Raw genomic sequence first — 19,645 nt, 5'->3', positions numbered from 1 at the left:
GGCCCACCGCGTTTTCGGGTGCGGTCCGAGTCAGCGCTGCGCGAGGAACCCGTCGATCAGTGCCAGTTCGTCCTCGTCGAGCGGACGACGCAGGTGCGAGGTGTTGCGGGCGACCTGGGCGGGGGTGGAGGAGCCGATCAGCACCGACGCGACCTGGGGCTTGGCGTCCAGCCACGCGACCGCGAGCTCGGACAGCTGACGGTCGAGCTTGCTCGCCAGCGTGAGGAGTTCCTCGACCCGCGTCAGCGCCGCATCGGTCGCGGTGGCCGCGAAGTACTCCGACTTGTCGAAGCGTGAGCCGGCCGGGAACTCTGTGTTCCGGCGGTACTTGCCGGTGAGCAGTCCGGCGGCCAGCGGGTAGTACGGGATCACGGCGAGGTCGAGTTCCTCGCAGGCCGGCACGACGTCGTTCTCGACCTTGCGCTCGAGAAGGTTCCACTCGATCTGGGCGGCGACGAAGCGGGTGAGGCCGCGTTCGCGGGAGGTCCCCACCGCGTCGGCGATCTGCTGTGCGGAGTTGTTGGAGCACGCGACGTGGCGGACCTTGCCGGCCCGGACCAACTCGTCGAGCGCACCGAGGGTGTCCTCGATCGGCACGGTCGGGTCGGGCATGTGCTGGTAGTAGAGGTCGATGTGGTCGACCCCGAGTCGGCGCAGGCTCGCATCGCAGGCGCGTCGGACGTACGCGGGGGAGGAGCCGCGGTCCTCGTCGCTCATCGGTCCGCCGAACTTGGTAGCGATGACGGCTCGGTCCCGACGGCCCGCCAGCGCTGCGCCGAGGATCTTCTCGGATTCGCCGGTGGAGTAGATGTCGGCGGTGTCGAAGAACGTGATGCCCTGCTCGAATGCGGCGTCGACGACGGCGTGGGATTGCGACGCATCGATACGCGATCCGAAGTTGTTGCAGCCCAACGACACAGTCGAGACGACGAGGTCGGTTCCGGGGAGGTTCACGTACTGCATGTTTGTGGACATCGAACTCCTGACACTGGCACTCGGGCGGGGCGGTGAGCGGCCCGGTTCGGACAATACGCCCAGTTCACGGAAGCACGCGAGGGCGAATTCCGGTGTGTGGTAACAGGTGACAAGCCGATTTTTCGGGCCGTCTAGGATCTTCCCTGCGAACATATGTACGAGAGAAGAGGATCCGGGTCGCCCGTGAGTGCAGTGAGAATCGACAAGTCCTGTATGTCCGCACTCGCGGGGGTGGCCGAGTGAAGTTGTCTCGCGCCTCCCGCTCCGTGCGCCGAGCGCTCACCGTCGCTGCGTCAGTTTGTTTCGCCGTGATCATGGCGGTCGGCTACGTGCTGGTCGACGAGTGGTTGAAGGTCGACGGCCCGGAGTCGGGGCCGGCGAAGGACACGGTCGCCGTCGGCGAACTCGCCGAACTGCTCGCACAGGTGACGGTCGCACCCGAGTTGCCGATGGCCGGGTACAGCCGCGAGCAGTTCCCGCACTGGGACGTGAACCAGCCTGAACACGGGTTCGGTCCCGAGTACGCGCAGTACAGCCGGTGCACGACCCGGGACGTGATGATGTTGCGCGACGCGGAGGGGTCGGTGCGGCTCGATCCGAAGACCTGTGAGCTGTCGGTCGGTTCCGACGGCGGGTGGCGGGACGAGTACGGATTTCTCGATCGCAAGACCGGCGAACTCAAGCCGTACAAGTGGATGACCGAGTCCTCGGCCGTCGATGCGGAACACATCGTCGCGTTGGCGGAAGCGTGGCGGTCGGGCGCCGCGACCCGGGACGAAGACACCCGTCGCCGCATCGCCAACGACGCGATCAATCTTGCGGCATCCGATCCGTCGGCCAACAGGTCGAAGGGTGATCAGGACGCGGCGAACTACTTGCCGCCCGGGAAGTTCCGGTGCGCGTACGTCGATCGATACCTGCAGATCAAGGTAAAGTACGGGCTGGCCGTCGACACCGCCGAGCAGGCCGCCCTGCGCACCGCCGTTGATGATTGTGTCCGTCAAGGAGGGTCCGTATAAACGACATCGTCGAGATCCCCGTGAGCGCCGCCGTCATGACCGAGGAGGAAGGGACGGTGTCCGGTGCCCTCGATGTCATGGTCGACGCCCTGGGGCGGGGGCTCGTCCGCTACCGCGACACCGAAGCGTGGTTCACGATCGGCAACCTCGACGGCGAACCGCCGGCCAGGTGGGAGTCGGTCACCGATCTCGCGACCGCGATCGAAGCCGGTGTCGGGGCGCGCGACGCCGCCGGCAATGTGATTCCGTTCGAAGCGTGACGCACCGGCGCCGCGGGCGTCAGATGCCGACGGCGATCTCGAGGGCGGCCAGCTCGTGGTCGAGGTGTTCGAGGATCGGCTCGAGACGCGGCACCGCGCGGCGGCACCCGGTGAGGCCGAAGGTGATCGACTCCTCGGTGCTGGTGCAGGTGATGTTGAGTGCCTGGCCGTCGAGCGGGATCGACAGCGGGTACAGCGCGTCGAGGAGGGCACCGTTCCAGTACAGCGGCGCGTTGGGGCCGGGCACGTTGGAGATGACGATGTTGTAGGGCGGTCGGACGGGACCGTGGTGGCCCAACAGCATGTCCAGTGCCAGCGGTGCCGAGCCGAGCGCGCTCATCGCGACGATCTGTGCGGTGCTCATCCCACGCAGCGAGGCCTTGCCCTCCATCATGGATCGGTGCACCCGCGCCAACCGGTCGCCGGCATCCGCGAGATCGGTGCCCAGGTTGCACATGAGGGTGCCGATCTCGTTGCCGCTCTTGTCGTTCGGATCGACAATCGACTCCGGCCTTTCCCGCGAGTCCCGCAGCGAGACCGGAACCATCGCGACCAGCGAAGCGACGGGGAGCATGCCCCGCTCCGTCAGGTGGCTGCGGAGGGCGCCGGAGCACATGGCCAGCACCACGTCGTTGATCGTGGCGTCGGCGTACTTCGCGACCAGACGCAGGCGGTCGAGTGGCCAACTGCGCGCAGCGAATTGGCGCGCGCCGGTAATCGGCACGTTGAGGGCGGAGTGCGGTGCTGCGAACGAAACCGGCCCGCCCTGCCGCTGCAGCGCGCGGAGCACCGTCCCGGTCAGTGCGGGGACCAGACCGGTGGCCTCCCCGATGACGTCCACGGCGGCGCGGACGGCGGCGAGGGGGACATCGACGAGTCCGGTGTCGCGGGTGGGACGTTCGCTCCGGATGCGGGGCTCCCACGGGGCGGGCATGCCGCGCTTGTCGGCGTCGATGCTGAGCGAGCGGCGCAGCAACCGCATCGCGCCCACACCATCTGTGACACTGTGGTGGATCTTGGTGTAGACGGCGTAGTGGCCGTCGGCGAGGCCCTCGATCAGGTGCATCTCCCACCGCGGCCGGTTGCGGTCCAGCAGTGTTCCGTGCAGCCGTGCCAACAGCGCCGACAGTTCGCGCATCCCGCCGGGCCGCGCCAACGCGTCGTGCCGGATGTGGTGCCCGATGTCGAACTGCGTGTCGGTCTCCCAACTCCACTGTCCCAGTGACGAAACGGAGCGTCTGGCGCGCTGGCTCAGCAGCGGGGTGACCTCGTTCCGGGCGACGGCGGCGTCGAGCATCGCCCGGACGTCGTGGGACTCGGCGCCGTCGGGTGGCTGCAGCAGGACCAGTCCGCCGACGTGCATGGGATGCTCCCGCGATTCACCGAGCAGGAAGACGGAGTCGGCCGGTGGCATGGGGAGCGGCATCCAGGGCACCCTTCGGTAGGTGGTCTGCCCGCGAAACCCCGGGCACGGTGTGCTGCAGATCACGAGTCTGTCGTCAGTTGTACGGGATCGTCGAAGACTGCGCTACCTGTGCGAATGTCCAGGTGAATGCGTGTTTTTGGGCTATTGTCCGGTGTCGGAGTCGAATCGTCCGATTGATCCCGGATCCCGCGTCGGTAGACGTCGTCCTAGCCGGATTCCTGTGCCCGACCGCGACTCTCGGCACGGGCGAGATCGCGTGGGGATGACACCGAACATGCCGGGTGATCCGGCGACAGGGGAGAGGGTCAGTGCCGTGAATCGCGAGGACGTTCGATGTCCTCGGACACGAGGTCGGCAGGATTCCAGTCGAGGGTCGACCCGAGCTCCTCGCGGTCGGCACGACGGATCGACCGTCCGATCAGGACGGCCGCCCCGCAAGCGAGCACGATCCACGCGCCCAATACGACCCACAGCCACAACATGTTTATTTTTGTAGCACCGGAGTCTGTGAAAAGACGAAGGTTGGGCTGAGAGTCAGCTCACGTCGGCGACAGGACCCCGGCTGCGATCCGGAAGCGGGTGCGCGCATCGTGAACGGTGAGGACCGGCACGTCCAGTGCTCGGACCTGCACGAGCAGTGCCGCCTGCGTTGCCGTGCAGATGCCGTCGAGGACGTCGTCGTCGACCACGGCGCAGTCGATGCTGCTGTCCACGGTGTCGGCGCGGCGGTGACCGAGAGCGCCTGCCAGCGTTCGCGCATCCTCGAGCGCGGCCGAACTTCCGATGAACACGACGTCACCCTTGGCGATCGCGGCGGTTGCCGGATCCGCGAGTTCGTTGTTCATGTGACTCCTTTGCGGCTCGAGGCGACGCGGCGCCTCACACCAGGTGAGGTGTTCGGCGGAGACTGTCCAGCAGATCCGAGGGTTCGTTGCCCTCGTGGTCCCCGGGTCCGGTAGTGGATCCGGGCCAGGACAGGGGTGCGTCGACATGCTTCGGCCGCGCAGGCGCGCGGCCGGGCCCTCGCATCATATGGCGCCGACCGCACTACGGTGCGGCGCAGCGACACTGCATCGGTCAAGGTGCCGAACGTCGAACCGCGGCGTTGAGGGTCGGCGGGCGCCGGGCCCCGTAGCCGAGTTCGGCAGTGCCTCAGGCGCCGTCCGTATGGACCTCGTAGTCGCCGGTGGCGCATCCGGTCAGCAGCGTGCCCCGGCCGAGCGGCGTCATCGTGATGTCGTCGATCCCGAACGTGTCGACGAACGAGGCTCCGGTGCCGACCGGGTGGGGGAACCAGACCTCGAGCCGGCAGCTGCCGTCACCGGCGCGGCCGGTCAGCTCCAACCGATTCCCGTCCGCCGCGAGATGGGTGATCCGCCCGGGCGCGAATCGCGGGTAGGCGCGGGTGAGCTGGTCCAGCAGCGCGGTATTCCGCGGCGCGTCGGCCCCGGTGCTGCACAGGACCGGCATAAGTCCGTCGCCCAGTTCCTGGATGCCGTTCTGCGGGTCCCCGCACGACTGCTTCCACACCCAGTACGCACCGCCCTGGGCGTGCGCGTCCTGTTCCTTCGCGAAGCGGGTGGCGTTGTCGACGAGGCCGTCGCCCCAGTAGCCGTACTCGCCGGTCCAGACCGGGACCCCGTACTTGTCTGCCACCCGCTCGGCGAGGGTGAAGCCCCGTTCGATACTGACGATCGTCGGCAGGCCCAGCGAGGCGTCCATGGTGATCGACTCCGCGTACAGGTGCGGGGAGAAGACGATGTTGCGATCGTCGGTGAAGCCGGCCGGCGGGCCGCTGTCGAAGCCCAGGCCCGACCACAGGATGCTCGGCTCGAAGTAGACGATCTGCTCGGCGCCGGCTGCCCGGATGGCGTCGATGGTCCGGTCGTAGAAGCGGCCCAACAGCAGCGACGAGGTCAGCGGCGCGGACTCGCCGAAGTTCGGCTCGTTCAGCAGGTCGTACCCGGCGACAGCCGGTTCGTCTTTGAACTTGCCCGCGAGCATCGCCCAGGCTTGGACCAGGTGCTCCTGCACGTCGTCGGTGTCGTAGTAGAAGTTGGTGAAGGCGCGGCCGCCGGCGGGCGAGATGTCGCGGCCGGTGAACTGGCAACGCGGCGCGCCGTCGGTGATCGTCGCCCACTCGGGCGCGCCGTCGTAGCCCCACATGGGCGAGGTGCCGGGTCGGCAGTCGACGTCGTCGGGGGACGGGGCGTTCGACCAGCCGTCCTGGTGCATGTCGAGCACGGTGTACAGGCCGTGCGCCTTGGCCTGGGCGACGGCCAGCTCGATCCGGTCGAGGTAGGCCTCGTCGTAGCGTCCGGGCTCGGGCTCGAGCGCCGACCAGGACAGTGCCAGGCGGACCACGTTGAACCCGTGGTCGGCGATCCCGGCGAAGTCTTCGTCGGTCAGCGGCAGGGTCGACGGGACCTCGGGCCGGGGCGCGTAGAAGTCGACGAGCTGGTTGACGTTGACTCCGCGGAGCAGCACCTCACGGCCGGCGGAGTCGGCGATAACCTCGCCCGAGACACGCAGGGGGAGAAGGGCCCCGGTGTCGGCGGCGTCGGCCGCCGCGGGCGAGGCAGTGGCGGTCGGTGCGGCGTCGGGCCGGGCGAGGAGCGGCACGGCGATCGCGACGGCGAGCAGCGCCACTGCGCCGATCAACGCTGCGGTGTGGGGGACCGGTGCCGGCTGCTCCCGACGGCGGTACGCCCAGAGCGCGGCGAGTCCGACGATCCAACCGGTGCAGGCGCCGTAGGAGACGCCGTCGGCGAACCGGATGTATCCGGACATCAACGGCCAGAGGTCGCCGGCGAATCCGTCATCGGAGAACAGCCCGACGATCGTCGCGGTGAGTGCCAGCAGGATGCCCGCGCCCATCGCCGCGAACCACCCGGCGAGGAAGGTTGCGGCGGGGCCGCCGGATATCCGGCGGCCGAGCACCCGATGGCAGGCAATCGTGCCGAGCACGAGAACGGCGACACCTCCGACGGTTGCGATCAGCCCGTTCATCGGATTCGGTGCCGGCATCCACCGGTCGTAGGGCGCTCCCGCCCACCACTGCCCGGCCAGCACGGGTGCCGCGGCCCCGAAGACGAGCGCCCCGACCCGGACCGGGGGCGCGTCGGCGGGGACCTCGGGGACAGCGCGGTTGCGTCCGGCCACCGCGACGACGCCGGCGACGATCAGTGCTGCCGGAAGCGCCTTGGCCGCGGCAAATCCCGCGCCCCACGCGGCGGTCCCGATGTCGTGCACCGCCACCAACGACATGGCGAACTTCGCCAACATCACCGCGAGCACGACACTCGACGCGGCGGCAGTGAACAGCCAGCGCGACCCGGCGGTCGAGCGCACCGCCCACCACGTGACACCGAGCAGCACCGGCAGATAGACGACGAACGGTGCGATCTGCCACGGGGCACGGATCGGCCACAGGTTGGCTCCGGTCCAGCCGACCAGGCTCAACAGCCCGCTCGGATCCGCGGCGGCCTGGACGACGACCAGCAGGCCCAAGGTGAGAGTGGCAAGCCAGGCAAGGCGCTGTGGGGACACCGGTACTTCCGTTCGCTGAGGGGACGACGGGCAAGCCTAGATGCCGCCGCGCCCGCGCACTCCCGAAATTGGTCAAATGTCCAAGTCGGGTCGCCCGGAGGGCTGGAGGTATTCGACGCGACGTTCGGTCGGTCGCTGTTCTCGGCAGAATTCGAAGCGTGCGGTGTTTCGGCGGTGTCCGATGGCCTCGACTTCGCGGCGGTCAGTCTGCGAGACCGAACGCAGCTGCGCACGCCGGACGGATCGGGCGCGGTGCGTCTGTGGCAGGGTCCGGTGGTGTGAATCCGCCCGACGCCGGTCGCTACGCCGACGGTCGATTCCCGGCCCGGGCAGGTGTCCCGGTCTCGACGAGTCCGGTCAGGGTCTGCGGCAATGGGCCCTGGTGCAGCACGCCGAGGCGTTGGGTGGCGCGGGTGAGGGCGACGTAGAGCTCGGCCGCGCCGCGGGGGCCGTCGGCGAGGATCCGTTCCGGCTCCACCACCAGGACGGCGTCGAATTCCAGGCCCTTCGTCTCCGACGCCGCCACCGTGCCCGGCACCCCCGGCGGCCCGATCACGACGCTGGTCCCCTGGCGTCCGGCTTCGTCCCCCGCGAATTCCTGGATGGCAGCGGCCAGTTCGCCCTCGGTGATCCGTCTGGACCACGGTCGGACCCCGCACGCACGGACCGACTCCGGCGGCTGGACTCCGGGCGCGAACTCGGCGAGCAGCGCGGCGGCGACGGTCATGATCTCCGCCGGGGTGCGGTAGTTCACCGACAGTGACCGGTAGACCCAGCGGTCGGGCACGTACGGATCCAGCATCGTGGCCCACGAGGTCGCTCCGGCCGCCGACCGGCGCTGGGCGAGATCGCCCACCACGGTGAAGGATCGGCTCGGGCAGCGCCGCATCAGCACCCGCCAGTCCATTTCGGACAGTTCCTGGGCCTCGTCGACCACGACGTGCCGGTAGGTCCAGTCCCGGTCCGCGGCAGCACGTTCGACGAGTTCCCGAGTGTCGTGCTCGACGAACCGGTCTGCCAGGTCCTCGGCATAGAGCAAATCCGTTGCGAACAAATGGTCGTCGTCGTCCATGTGGTCCTCACGACCGACCATGAGGTCGAGCACGCCGGCCGCATACGACGCCTCGGCCGCGGCTGCGGCCTTCTGCTCCCGGTCGGCGGCCTGCTGGGCCGACGGGTCCGGGCCGAGCAGGTCGACGAGTTCGTCGAGCAGCGGCACGTCCGACACCGTCCAGGCGTCGCCGTCGGCGCGTCCCAGCGCCGGGTCGGCGCCGGCCGCGTGCAGCCGTTCGGGGGACGTGTACAGCTGTGCCAGTAGTGTTTCCGGCGTCAGGCTCGGCCAGAGTTCGTCGAGCGCGGCGGCGAACGCATCGTGGTCGGCGAGCTCGGCGACCAGGTCGGCCCGCAACTCCTCCCACGCCTGCTCGTCCTTCCGGGTCAGCCAGCCCCGGCCGATCCGCGCAATCGCGCGTTCGGTCAGTACGTAGGTCACGACGTCGGCGAACACCGCGCGGGCCTCGTTGTGCGGACGCCCGCTCGCGCGCGCCTCCTCCCTGGCCCACTGTGCGGTCTCGGCGTCGATCCGCACCGTGACGTCGGACAGTTCGATCGGCAGGGGATCCTCGGGCAGTCGCTGCCGGTCGGCTACCGCGGCCGCGAGCACGTCCAGGATCTTCAGCGAGCCCTTGAGTCGCGTGGCCTCCGGTCCGTCCTCGGCGGTCACGCGCAGACCGGGCACGAAATCGCCCGTCGTCATGAAGACCACGTCGGACTCGCCCAGCGACGGCAGAACGCGGCCGATGTGGGTCAGGAACGCCGGGTTGGGTCCGACCACGAGCACGCCGTGGCGTTCGATCCGCTCTCGCTGCGTGTAGAGCAGGTACGCGACGCGGTGCAGCGCCACCACGGTCTTCCCGGTGCCCGGGCCGCCCTCGATCACCAGCACGCCGGGGTGGTCGAGCCGGATGATCCGGTCCTGCTCGGCCTGGATCGTCGCCACGATGTCGCGCATCCCGTCACCGCGCGGTGCGTTGACCGCCGCGAGCAGGGCGGAGTCTCCCCGTGCCGCGCCGTCGGCCCGCTCGTCACCCTCGGGGCGGCCGAGGACCTCGTCGGTGAAGCTGACCACTCGACGCCCCCGCGTGTGGAACTGGCGACGCCGACGCATGTTCTCCGGGCTCGCGGCGGTGGCGACGTAGAACGCGCGGGCTGCCGGTGCCCGCCAGTCGAGCAACAGCGGTTCGAACTCGTTCGTCTCGTCGAACAGGCCGATGCGGCCGATGTACGAACGATCTCCGGACACGGAGTCCAGTCGGCCGAAACACAACCCGTTGTCGGCCACGTCCAGCCGCTTCACTTCGGTGGCCAGCGCGCGCACCTCGGCCTCCCGATCCACGAGTGTCCCGTCGTGTCCCCGCAACTCCGCGCCGTACCTGCCCTTCACCCGCGCGCGTTCGGCGTCGAGCCGTGCGTAGAGCCCGGTCACGTAGCTCTGCTCGTGCTGCAGTTCGTCGTCGTACCCCTGATTCGACATGTGCATCCCGGTGCTTCCGTTTCCCTCAGTTCCAGACCTCGGCCAGCGATTCTGCGGCATGACCGGGGCCTTGCCGCAAGGCCCCCTGTGCGCTATAAGTTGAAAGTGGAAAGGAGCGGGCATCCCCCTTTCCGGCCTCCGAACTTCACTTCCTCCACCGTCACGCCGACCCATCGGGCTCGCCGCGATGGGCTACTCGGCGTTGGATGCCGCCGGTCGTGGACTGTCGGTGGTCGACCGTAGGGTCGGCACGACGGGCTGAGCAGCCCGCGGAACAGGAGGAGCGAACGTGGGGACGTGGGGTTCGGGACCGTTCGAGAACGACGGAGCGGGCGACCTGCTCGCGGCGATTCGGGCAGGCGAGTTCGACATCGACGACTACTGCCGGCACGTCGACGACGAGTACCTCGAGGCGGACGACGCGCAGGCGGCAATCGCGCTCGCAGAGGTGGTCGCGGTGGCCCACGGACTGCGGTCGGCGCCCTCGCAGCTCGAGGGGATCGACGCCGCCGCGTACACCGGGTCCCTGACGACGGAGCAGCGCGCGTGGATCCTCACGACGCTCGGACGCGCCATCGCCGACAGCGACACCTCGGAGCTCCACGAGTTGTGGGCCGAGAACGGCCCGGAGGATCTCGAGGAGTGGCGGGCGCCGATCCTGAGCAGATTGGAGAGCCTCCGGGCGTTGAACTGAGCGCGGATCCGCTGGTTCGCGATCATCGCGTCTCGACGAGCCACGGTGAGGACGTGATCGAGCAGATCCTTCGTCTCGACGGATTGCACGACACGCGACGAGGCGGTCGACTATCCGATCCGGTACCTGTCGACTGCCTGCGCGACGGCCGCGGCGATCGGCATGGACACCGAGGGTCCGTGCCCCGGGAGGATGGTCTCCGCGTCGAGCGTCGCCAGATGGTCGAGCGCGGCGAGAGTGTCCGACGTCCCGTGGTCGAAGACCGCCGGGAGAAGTTGTGGGCCTTGCAGTTTCGACAGTGGATGCGCCGTGACCAGTGCGTCGCCGGTGACGATCACGCCGTGCTGCGGCAGGTGGTACGCCGTGTGCCCGGACGTGTGGCCGTGGGTCGCCACGGGGACGGGCGCACCGGGCAGGTCGAGGGGGCCGTCGGACGGGAAGGCGTGGGCGTCGTCGAGGGAGAGCGGCTTGGTCGCCCCGGCCCGTGCAATGCGCAGCAGCCACGGCAGCACTCCGTGCCTGTGAAGCATCGGAAGGAAGTCCTTGGCAGTTGCCTGCTCCAGGTAGTCCCGTCTCACGTGGGCGACCTCGGCAGGGTCCGTGAACACGGGAATTCCGTAGCGGTCGTGGAACGCGACGATCGCACCCATGTGGTCGATGTGTGCGTGAGTGAGCAGCATGCCCTGCACATCTTCGGGACGGCGGCCGAGGGAGCGGATTGCGCCTTCGACGGCGCCGATGTCGCCGGGATAGCCGCCGTCGATCAGGGTCAAGGCGTCACCGTCTCGGAGAATCGCCACGTTGACGTCCGTCCCGGTGGCACGGAAAACGTTGGACGCCACTTCGTCCATTCTCGTCACGACGCCCATTCTGCGGTATCGCCCGATCGACATGCCGATCTGGCCGGGCGTGGTGCCTGCCCGGTCTCGCCGCGGCAACACAGGGAGTCGCACACCATGATCACGGCGTCGTCGGTTTTCACCTAGGGCGTGTCTCCTGAATGGCTGGTCATCGCCCACCGCGGGCCAGGGTACTTCGGACCGTTCACACTCATCGCCTTCTGATCGTGCTCATTGACGCGCTTGTCGCCGACCTCTGCATGCTCTGCTCGGATATGCCCGCTTCTCGGACAGGCGGGCGGATCGATTCCTATGATGTGGGCATGTTCGAGTTCGTTCTCTGGGGCTCCACTGGGCTCATCGTGGCGGGACTCCTCGCATTCTGGTGGCGTCAAGACGCCCGAGAACGCAAGGAAACCGAGCTCTACAAGCGATGGGCCGACGCGACGGTCTGGAACAGCGACCCATCGGTGACGATCGTGGTGATATCTCGGACGGTCGAGGACGTCGCCTCGCTCAGCGACGGCGTCGTGGAGATCGACGCGGTCTTGACCTCAGACTTGCCGGTAGTCGCGGAAGCGGGATGGTATCTGCTCATCACGGGTTGGACGGATGCTCTAGACCGCACGAAACGAGGCGAACCCATCACGTTCGGGCCCGCCGAGATCCTCGACTCATTCCCACCCCACACGCCCGAGCTCGTAGATCGGCTGACGGGGCGAGGGGATCGACCACCTCGCCTCGCGAGTCGACTGCTCGGGCTCAGGGGACTCTAGGGCGTATCGCCTACTGCGTTGAGCCAGAGCACGATACATCCGTCGAGGCAGGAAGTGGTGCTCGGAATCGCCGATTTCCACGGGTCGACCCTAGACGACGTCCTGCGCGTCGCAGAGCGCAAGCGAGCCGCGAGAGGTGGCTTCGCGGCCGGGATCCGGCTCGGCCAGTCCCAGTGAAGGCGAAGCCCTCGGGTGGGCGCACTGTCACGCACCACCCGAGGCCACCACTGCGACGTGGGCCGAAGCGGGATTGTCCTGCGGGACAACCTTCGACGTCGCCCCTCGGTCTGTTCCGAGACGGGCGGCTCCGAGAATGCAGTCAGTCGATGAGGGCGGTCGCCTCCACCTCGACGAGCACGTCCGGCTCGAACAGACAGTCCACGCCGATGAGCGATGCCGGCGGTAGCGGCAGCGGGAGCCCGATGTCCTCGGCGACCCGTTCGACGCCGGTCATGAACTCGCCGATCTTCTCGGGATGCCAGTGCGTGACGTAGAAGGTCAGGCGAAGGACGTCGTTGAATGTCGCGCCCGCCCCGGCCAGCCCGGTAGCGGTGTTGCGTAGTGCCTGGGCGACCTGCCCCGGGAGATCACCTGGAGCCACCGGGGTTCCATCGGCGAGTCGCGCGATCTGGCCGGCCACGTGGACGTGTCGGGTTCCGGAGCCGACGGCGACGTGGTGATACGGAGTGGGGTGCGTCATGCCCTCGGGCGTGAGGTACTGAACGGCCATGAGAGATCTCCTCGAAATACCGAGCTGGATAGGTATAACTTTGATACCTGGTATACGGAGGTCACTTCATCGAGACTAGGTAGCATGCGCGCTACTTCCCCGGCCGTTCGCGGCGAACTCACGATCGCCCCGCCTCATCGAGAGCTGCTCGATCAGATCCTCGACAAGTGGTCGTTGGCGGTGCTCAACGAACTGTGCGAGAGGCCGAGCCGTTTCAATGATCTGCGTCGCGCGATCCCCGCGGTGACACAAAAATCGCTGACCGCCACGCTGCGTCGTCTCGAACGCAACGGCATCATCCAACGCGAGTTGCTCAGTTCCCGCCCGATCGCCGTCGAATACCGGATCACCCCGCTCGGCAAGACCCTTCGTCACCCGGTCGACGTCCTCCTCGGGTGGGCCGAAACGTACATGCCGGACATCGACAACGCCCGCGCACGCTTCGATGCCGAGTCGGAACTCGCCTGACGTTCTCGGCGCCGAACAGGTTGGTGAGGGGGAGCAGAAGCGCCGACAACTACTCGACGCCTGGATGTGCCGGGCTGAAGTGCCGGCCACGCAGGAAGCGATTCACTTGTCGAAGAGGAAGTTCCACGGACGCGGATCGGCAGGGTCCCGCCGGCCTGCGATGATGGCGAGGAACTCGTCGAAGTCGTCCGCTAGCGGCACCGATTCCTCGAACTCAGGCTCCTCGCCGAGGATCACCCTTCCGGCACCCTCACCGGACGTCCCGAGCGCGACATACGAATAACCGTCCTTCACCGACAACAGAATCGGAAGGTGGCGGTCCCAGAAGCGAACGACGGCCGAGGCCTGCTCGTCGGTCTCCGCGGCGTCCAAACTCATGATCTCGAACTCGTTCCACGCAAAAGCGTCTTCCCCGACGGCCGAGTAGTCACCTGCGGACAGAAACCACACTGTCTCATCCGCGTTCGACAGGCGCCCGAAGGCCGACGACCACGCCGAGAACTGCGGCGGCACCACCTCGTAACGAGAACCCGGAAACACCACCTGCCGGTCACCTGCAGGCTCCCACGCCCATCCAACAGCACGCAGGGCCGTGATCCCGCTCGAAATCAGATCCGTCACTTCAAAAGCCTATTTCCCCAGATCATTCGAGGCGCCGACAGGTTCCGCTACATGGCTGCGACGTGCTGTTCGAGCAGGCCGAGATTCTCGCCGTGGTCATTGCCGACCTTGGCCAGCAGGCCGGTGGCCAGGAGCAGCCAGGACAGCAGTTGCGCACCCGGTTTGCCGGCAAGTGCCGGGCGGAAGTGGATGGTCTCGGTCACGATGTGGCCGCCGTCCGTGGGCTCCATGGTGAGCACGACGTTCTGCCGGACCCCCCGCTGCTTGCCGGAGAACTCGAACACTTCGTTCGGCACGTGCCGGGTGATGGTCCATCGGACGACGTCGAAGCCGCATTCCTCGCCGTGCTTGCTGTCCCAGCCGTGCCCCGCGGCCATCGCAAAGTCGGGCCCGAGCACGGTCTCCGTCTTGTGCTCCTCGTACAGCCCCGTCTCCACCGGGTGGGTGAATGCGTGCCAGATGACGTCCGGGTCACCGTCCAGTCGTCGCCAGTTGGTGAAGGATGCATAGCCCACGACTGCCCCCAGGTGATGTGGCCCGGCCGCGATCGCAGGGCGAAGGTTGCTGCAGGAAAGCAGAGTAGCGCCGACGGGTGGGGCGTCATGGGTGGAGGTCGCAGTCGTGAGGGCGTGAGGGGTGGCTGTTCACCACCCCTCGGGGGACTATTCGCAGGCAGGGCACCCGACGGACGCTGGAGAGGCCTCGGAAACCGGCCACTCGTCGAGAGAGGTCCCCCGACCGAAAGGACCCCGCCCGCCATGGCCCGTATCCCCGGTATCGCCATCCCCGACGTGCACGAACACGGGCCGCCCGCCGCAGCCCTGCCCGCCGTCGAATCCGTCCGGAAGGCGGTCCGTCACCATTGGACCCTGGCCCGGATCGGCATGTACCTGCTGCTCGCGTCCCTGCCGCTGCTCGCGATCTCGGCGCAGGTGTTCGGCGTCGCGCCGATGAGTGCCACCGGCGCGCTGGTGATCATTCCGCTCGCGGCCGTCCTCGTGGTGTTGTGCGTGATCGCTCCGCACCCGATCGATCGCATCGTCGGCCACGGCCTCGGCTGGGGAATGTTCGCGTGTCTGGTCTATGACGTCTTCCGCCTCGACACCGTCTATCTGCTCGGTCTCTGGGACGACTTCATTCCGAAAATGGGTACCTGGCTCCGCTCGGGGAACCGACACCCAGACCGGCGCGATCGTCGGTTACCTGTGGCGTTACTTCGGCGACGGCGGAGGACTCGGAATCGCCTTCTTCCGCATCGCCCTCGCGCTAGGCCTCCACCATCGGTCCCGCCGCACCGTCCTCCTCGCGTTCGTCACCGGCGCGGTGGTCCCCGTATGGGCTGGGCTCATTGCAACGGTTGCCCTGTCGCCGCGCGGTGAGCACGACATGTTTCCGCTGACGCCGACGACGATCACACTCTCGCTGATCGGGCACCTGATCTTCGGCCTCGTGCTCGGACTCGGCTTCCTACGGGCGCGGGGCCGCCTCGGCCGGCACTGGCCGTGGCCGCCGCTGCTGGCGGTACGGTCCCCGGCGGGTGCGGGACGGCCGCGCATCGAGGCACTGGAGCGCGCGTGTGCTGAATGCGCCGCGACTACCGATGCGACCGAACGGTAGCGCTCCCGTAGGCGGCGGCACAGTGTGCCCGCGGGATTGGTGTACCCGAACGTGCGGGGCGGGGAGTGAGACGACGGTCTGGACCGCAACGGCCCCGCCGTGGTGGCAGCATTGGAACCAGTAGGGCTGGAATTGCACCGCGCCGATCCGAATCTTCGCAGTCACCGGGCACAGCAGACATTGTGCGAGCCGAAACCGTTGCGAGATCTGGATCCGACCGAAGGAGCGTCCGGAAGATGAGAACCATGTGGTCTGTCGTCGCCGACACGGTAGGTGAGCCGTCCGAGGTTCTGCACCTGCAGACCCGCCCGATTCCGGAGCCCGGTCCCGGCCAGGTCCGGATCCGGGTGCTCGCCGTACCCGTCCATGCCAGCGATCTGCACACCATCCGCGGCCGATACGGATTCATCCCGGAGTTCCCCACCGTGCCCGGAATCGAATCCGTCGGTGTGATCGACGAACTCGGTAGCGGCACAGACGGTCTGAGCGTCGGGCAACGCGTCATCACGATCGGAGTCAAGGGCACGTGGCAGGAGTATGTCGTCGCCGACGCCGGGCGGGTCTTGCCGGTTCCCGCCGGCATGAGCGATTCCACAGCCGCCCAGATTCTCACCAATCCGCTCACCGCAGTGATCTTGACCGGTGACGAGCTCGATGTTCGACCGGGTGAATGGCTTCTGCAGACCGCGGCCGGTTCAATCGTGGGCCAGTCGGTCATCCAACTCGGCGCGCACGTCGGCTTCAAGACCCTCAACGTGGTCCGCCGTCGATCCGCTGTCGAGGGCATCCTCGCACTGGGGGGCACTGCGGTGATCTGCACGGAGGATGAGGACCTGCGCGAACGGGTGGCCGAGATAGCGGGCCACGACGGCGTGTCCAAGGCGATCGACTGCGTCAGCGGTCAGGTGGGTGCGGACGTGTCGCGTGCGCTGGCACCGCACGGTGAGTTGGTCGTCTACGGTGCGCTGTCCACGCACCGCCAAACCGATCCCGGCAAACTCACCATCCCCATCTTCGCGCGCTCACTGATCTACGAAACAAAGACCGTTCGCGGGTTCTGGCTGTTCCGCTGGTTCACCGAGAGCCCGAACGATCGGATGGCCGCCGCGATCGACCGGACAGTTCGGCTCGCCGACAGCGGAGTGTTGCGCGTGCCGGAGGGTCAGCCGATCCCCGTCGAAAAGTTCAGCGAAGCAGTCTATTTGGCCGAAGCTGCCGCACACGGGGGTAAACCGCTGCTGGTGTTCGCAGCGTAGCCGGTAGGCAAGTCCGGCAATCCGAGCAACGGCCCACACCGCTGTTGTGTAAAGACCTTGGCGCGGCTTGCCTTCGACGGCATTGTTGGCGCGGTCGCCACACGCCCCGATTGGGTGGGTGTCCACCAACGGCGGGTCATGTTGCGGCAGACGTGGATTGGTCATGTCAACCGGCCGGTGATCACTCGATATCGAGGGACGCGGCAGCGCGGTGGGCCGTCGCGTAGCCCTGCGATTGGTCGCTGGTGCCTGCAGGACCTCTGAACTTCCTGACCGCCGCGATCGCGGCGGCGCAGCACGCCGCGCCGACCGCCATCAACGTCCAGACCAGCGGCTCTCGGCCGCTGACATCGTCGAAGGCGAGCAGTCCCAGGTTGACGACGGCATGGAACAGGGTGGCGACAAGCAGATTCCCGTTGCGGAACGGGTCCAAGAGGACCGCCAACAGCACCGACATGGTAATCGTCGACATCAGGAAGGCGGCCGCGTACGCGATCCCGACCGTGAAGATCTGCACATGCCACACCCCCCACACGGTCCCGACCAGCACGCCGGTGACCAGTACGGAGTACCTGCCGCGCAGGTAGGGCTGCAGGAAGCCGCGCCATCCAATCTCTTCGCCGCAGGCGCCGACACACTGCGCGAGGACGAGTAGTCCGATCGGTGCCGACCCGGCGTGCACCGCGGAGAGGCTGACGCTGTCACCGAGCGCGACCACCACCACTGCGGGCAAGGCCAAGACCACCAGCACCGATCCGGCGGCGGTGGCTGCCAGAGCGGCGTCGGGCCGCCACAGACTCACCTCGAGCGGTGGACGCCACCGGCCCCACCAGACCAGCAGGACCACCACAACCGCAATTGCCGGTGCGAACTGCACCAGTTCGAGTAGGTCTGGATCGGGTCCGGTCGCGGACTGTGTAGCGACGAGGATGCCGCCGGCCAGAAACACGACGAGCATGTAAACCATTGTCGGCGCCCACATCCGGGGCGGTCGTGAAGTCATGCAGCAGAGCCTCACGCGGCGCCCCCCGGAGCGCATCAACCCACGGTATCAACCGTTCCTCGTACCCAGGTGTGATCCCGCCCCGACTGCGCTGGCACAACGTGGATCTCGCCGGTCCGGGCGGTGATCTCGGAGGCGCTGGCGCCGGAGACGAGAAGTTAGCCGGCTCGCACCCTTGCGATCCTTCGAAATCTCAGCACGGCGGCGATGTGCCTGGTTCCGAGCCGATGGCGGCAGATGGCGGCGAGGCGTCGCGGATCGGCATCAAGCCCCGGCTAGTCTCGGGGCATGCTGGCCACCGCGATCATCGTCATCACGTTTGCCCTGGTCTTCTACTCCATCGGCGTGTGGTCGGAACGCATCCAGAAGACCCTGAAGTGGTGGCATGCCGGCGCCTTCGCGCTCGGCCTGGTCTGCGACGCCACCGGTACCTTCCTGATGAGCCGAATCTCCGACGAGTCAACGGAAACCGGAACATCCACCTTCGACAGGATCATGATCGTCACCGGAGCCGTGGCCATCGTGCTCATGGCCATTCACCTGGTGTGGGCCGTCATCGTCCTCCTCCGCGATCGTCCCTCCGAGAAGGCGAAGTTCCACCAGTTCAGCCTGGTCGTGTGGACGATCTGGCTGGTGCCCTACTTCACGGGGGCCATCGGCGCGATGACCGGCTAGCGCGGCCCGGGCCTGGCCTGCCGGTCGGCGGAATGTCGGCGCTGTCTGGTTCGATGTCGCCAGAATCGGATACAGGAGGGTGTGGACAGTATGGGGACCTGGGGCAGCGGAAACTTCGACGACGACACCGCCGCCGATCATCTCGCCGACATGACCGGCCGGCTCGTCGACGAGGTGACCAAGGCGATGTCCGGCGATCCGGTCGAGATCGAGCCGGACGAGTACTGGGGTGTCGCGGTGCCGTGCAACCTGGAGTTGCTCCATCTCATCTCGCAGCAGCACTACGTCGGGGTCACCCTGCCCGACCCGGGGACCATCGCCGACTGGAGAGACCGGTTCCTGGCCGTCTGGGACGGGGCGATCGACGGGCTGGAGCCTGCGCCGGACTACAAGGAGCGGCGACGTGAGGTCCTCGTGCGGACCTTCGACCAACTGGCCGAGGTGGCGGCGGAGCGCGAGGGATGATGGGCCGGGCTGGGGCGCATGCGGACTGGCGCGGCTGACTGGTCGGCAGACACACGTATCGAGCACCACTGCTCATACGGATCCGGATCCGGTCACGCCCCTGCGGCAGCCGGGTGTCACCGTCGCGCATCTCCATCAGTGCTGTTGATTGATCGTTATCATTTTTGGGTGACTAATCATCTCGATCCTGGTTTGCGGGATGCTGACGGACAGTTGGCTCCCCAGTCCCTGGTGATTGCGCATGACGACTACCACGCGGCGTTCGTCGGGACGGCAGTCGACGGCCGCCAGTTCTTTGTCACGACTCCGTTCGCGTGGGCTAGTGGCGACGCGTCCGGGGCGGAGTTCGCAGCCAGATACCTGTTCGATGTGGGCGGCGCGCTTGTGGATTCGACGATTGTTCCACTGGGAACCCGACCCGGGGATGGTTCGCTTCCCGGTAACGTCGCGCACTTCGACGAGCAGGAGAATGCCGTCGAACGCCTGCTTTCGGAGATTCAACCAGTCTCGTTCTGCGACATTACCGTCGCCCCGTTCTCCGTGACGGCGCACGGGCACGAGTTCGGGTTGATCCTTCACGGGCCGGATTCGGAGGACGACCATGAGTGGTACTGGAATGTCACGGTCGAACCGGGCGACTATATGGCCTTCTACGCCCCGTGGGACGACGGAGACTATGACACCTAGGTGTACCCGGTCAGGACGTTGGTAGCGGGCGTGTCGGCTTGATGTGAAGAGA

General features: G+C 67.5%; 22 protein-coding genes. 11 read left to right on the top strand and 11 right to left on the bottom strand.

The window, feature by feature from the left end:
* Positions 1-30: 30 nt before the first annotated feature.
* Positions 31-975 carry an aldo/keto reductase gene (locus HUN07_RS23300; protein WP_174913246.1) on the bottom strand — a complete coding sequence of 315 codons (945 nt, stop codon included), beginning with the start codon at positions 973-975 and terminating at the stop codon, positions 31-33.
* A gap of 239 nt (positions 976-1,214) precedes the next feature.
* Here HUN07_RS23300 and HUN07_RS23295 point away from each other — a divergent pair, with 239 nt between their 5' ends.
* Positions 1,215-1,994 carry an HNH endonuclease family protein gene (locus HUN07_RS23295; RefSeq protein WP_254622650.1) on the top strand — a complete coding sequence of 260 codons (780 nt, stop codon included), beginning with the start codon at positions 1,215-1,217 and terminating at the stop codon, positions 1,992-1,994.
* A gap of 20 nt (positions 1,995-2,014) precedes the next feature.
* The gene (locus HUN07_RS23290) at positions 2,015-2,254 is read left to right on the top strand and encodes a hypothetical protein (RefSeq protein ID WP_254622649.1); all 240 of its coding nucleotides are present in this window, start codon (positions 2,015-2,017) and stop codon (positions 2,252-2,254) included.
* Between the two features lie 19 nt (positions 2,255-2,273).
* Here HUN07_RS23290 and HUN07_RS23285 read toward each other — a convergent pair whose 3' ends face one another.
* The 5 genes from HUN07_RS23285 to helR form a co-directional block, all read right to left on the bottom strand.
* The gene (locus HUN07_RS23285) at positions 2,274-3,680 is read right to left on the bottom strand and encodes a WS/DGAT/MGAT family O-acyltransferase (RefSeq protein WP_174913243.1); all 1,407 of its coding nucleotides are present in this window, start codon (positions 3,678-3,680) and stop codon (positions 2,274-2,276) included.
* 305 nt (positions 3,681-3,985) lie between these two features.
* Complete coding sequence (locus HUN07_RS23280) at positions 3,986-4,162, bottom strand: hypothetical protein (protein ID WP_174913240.1); 177 nt, start codon at positions 4,160-4,162, stop codon at positions 3,986-3,988.
* 57 nt (positions 4,163-4,219) lie between these two features.
* Positions 4,220-4,525, bottom strand: a complete 306-nt coding sequence (locus tag HUN07_RS23275) for a hypothetical protein (RefSeq protein WP_114723351.1) — start codon at positions 4,523-4,525, stop codon at positions 4,220-4,222.
* A 307-nt stretch (positions 4,526-4,832) separates the two neighbouring features.
* On the bottom strand, positions 4,833-7,229 hold the full coding sequence (locus HUN07_RS23270) for a glycoside hydrolase family 5 protein (protein ID WP_174913236.1): 2,397 nt from the start codon (positions 7,227-7,229) through the stop codon (positions 4,833-4,835).
* Between the two features lie 301 nt (positions 7,230-7,530).
* A complete protein-coding gene (gene helR, locus HUN07_RS23265) occupies positions 7,531-9,762 on the bottom strand; it encodes an RNA polymerase recycling motor ATPase HelR (RefSeq protein WP_174913233.1) in 2,232 nt (743 codons plus the stop codon).
* Positions 9,763-10,051: 289 nt separating this feature from the next.
* Here helR and HUN07_RS23260 point away from each other — a divergent pair, with 289 nt between their 5' ends.
* On the top strand, positions 10,052-10,456 hold the full coding sequence (locus HUN07_RS23260; RefSeq protein ID WP_174913230.1) for a DUF4259 domain-containing protein: 405 nt from the start codon (positions 10,052-10,054) through the stop codon (positions 10,454-10,456).
* A 110-nt stretch (positions 10,457-10,566) separates the two neighbouring features.
* Here the strand turns inward: HUN07_RS23260 and HUN07_RS23255 are convergent, their stop codons facing one another.
* Positions 10,567-11,307 carry an MBL fold metallo-hydrolase gene (locus HUN07_RS23255; protein ID WP_254623043.1) on the bottom strand — a complete coding sequence of 247 codons (741 nt, stop codon included), beginning with the start codon at positions 11,305-11,307 and terminating at the stop codon, positions 10,567-10,569.
* Positions 11,308-11,618: 311 nt separating this feature from the next.
* Between HUN07_RS23255 and HUN07_RS23250 the strand changes: the two genes are divergently transcribed.
* The gene (locus tag HUN07_RS23250; protein ID WP_217487158.1) at positions 11,619-12,071 is read left to right on the top strand and encodes a hypothetical protein; all 453 of its coding nucleotides are present in this window, start codon (positions 11,619-11,621) and stop codon (positions 12,069-12,071) included.
* Between the two features lie 319 nt (positions 12,072-12,390).
* On the opposite strand, the gene HUN07_RS23245 is transcribed toward HUN07_RS23250, so the two are convergent.
* The gene (locus tag HUN07_RS23245) at positions 12,391-12,801 is read right to left on the bottom strand and encodes a RidA family protein (protein WP_174913221.1); all 411 of its coding nucleotides are present in this window, start codon (positions 12,799-12,801) and stop codon (positions 12,391-12,393) included.
* Positions 12,802-12,885: 84 nt separating this feature from the next.
* On the opposite strand from HUN07_RS23245, the gene HUN07_RS23240 reads away from it, so the two are divergent.
* A complete protein-coding gene (locus HUN07_RS23240; protein WP_174913218.1) occupies positions 12,886-13,269 on the top strand; it encodes a winged helix-turn-helix transcriptional regulator in 384 nt (127 codons plus the stop codon).
* A 102-nt stretch (positions 13,270-13,371) separates the two neighbouring features.
* Here the strand turns inward: HUN07_RS23240 and HUN07_RS23235 are convergent, their stop codons facing one another.
* Entirely contained in the window at positions 13,372-13,890 is a 519-nt protein-coding gene (locus HUN07_RS23235; RefSeq protein WP_174913215.1) for a hypothetical protein, read from the bottom strand.
* 47 nt (positions 13,891-13,937) lie between these two features.
* The gene (locus HUN07_RS23230; RefSeq protein WP_174913213.1) at positions 13,938-14,405 is read right to left on the bottom strand and encodes a hypothetical protein; all 468 of its coding nucleotides are present in this window, start codon (positions 14,403-14,405) and stop codon (positions 13,938-13,940) included.
* A gap of 243 nt (positions 14,406-14,648) precedes the next feature.
* Here HUN07_RS23230 and HUN07_RS23225 point away from each other — a divergent pair, with 243 nt between their 5' ends.
* The 3 genes from HUN07_RS23225 to HUN07_RS23220 all read left to right on the top strand — a co-directional run bounded on the left by HUN07_RS23225 (position 14,649) and on the right by HUN07_RS23220 (position 16,763).
* Positions 14,649-15,269: a hypothetical protein gene (locus tag HUN07_RS23225; protein ID WP_254622648.1), complete on the top strand. Its 621-nt coding sequence runs from the start codon at positions 14,649-14,651 to the stop codon at positions 15,267-15,269.
* 7 nt (positions 15,270-15,276) lie between these two features.
* Positions 15,277-15,507, top strand: coding sequence for a hypothetical protein (locus tag HUN07_RS27165; protein ID WP_254622647.1), 231 nt, complete (start codon positions 15,277-15,279; stop codon positions 15,505-15,507).
* Positions 15,508-15,743: 236 nt separating this feature from the next.
* Positions 15,744-16,763 (top strand): zinc-dependent alcohol dehydrogenase family protein, encoded by a 1,020-nt coding sequence (locus HUN07_RS23220; protein ID WP_174913210.1) that lies wholly within the window; start codon positions 15,744-15,746, stop codon positions 16,761-16,763.
* 181 nt (positions 16,764-16,944) lie between these two features.
* On the opposite strand, the gene HUN07_RS23215 is transcribed toward HUN07_RS23220, so the two are convergent.
* Positions 16,945-17,721 (bottom strand): CPBP family intramembrane glutamic endopeptidase, encoded by a 777-nt coding sequence (locus HUN07_RS23215; protein WP_174913207.1) that lies wholly within the window; start codon positions 17,719-17,721, stop codon positions 16,945-16,947.
* A 333-nt stretch (positions 17,722-18,054) separates the two neighbouring features.
* Between HUN07_RS23215 and HUN07_RS23210 the strand changes: the two genes are divergently transcribed.
* The 3 genes from HUN07_RS23210 to HUN07_RS23200 all read left to right on the top strand — a co-directional run bounded on the left by HUN07_RS23210 (position 18,055) and on the right by HUN07_RS23200 (position 19,593).
* Positions 18,055-18,441, top strand: a complete 387-nt coding sequence (locus HUN07_RS23210; RefSeq protein ID WP_174913204.1) for an HsmA family protein — start codon at positions 18,055-18,057, stop codon at positions 18,439-18,441.
* A gap of 90 nt (positions 18,442-18,531) precedes the next feature.
* Positions 18,532-18,906, top strand: a complete 375-nt coding sequence (locus tag HUN07_RS23205) for a DUF4259 domain-containing protein (RefSeq protein ID WP_174914976.1) — start codon at positions 18,532-18,534, stop codon at positions 18,904-18,906.
* 168 nt (positions 18,907-19,074) lie between these two features.
* On the top strand, positions 19,075-19,593 hold the full coding sequence (locus HUN07_RS23200; protein ID WP_174913201.1) for a hypothetical protein: 519 nt from the start codon (positions 19,075-19,077) through the stop codon (positions 19,591-19,593).
* The last annotated feature ends 52 nt before the right edge of the window (positions 19,594-19,645 follow it).

Source organism: Rhodococcus sp. W8901, assembly GCF_013348805.1.
In the GTDB taxonomy this organism is placed as follows: Bacteria; Actinomycetota; Actinomycetes; order Mycobacteriales; family Mycobacteriaceae; genus Prescottella.
Note: the sequence above shows the minus strand (reverse complement) of the source record. Positions and strands in the feature narration are given on the sequence as shown.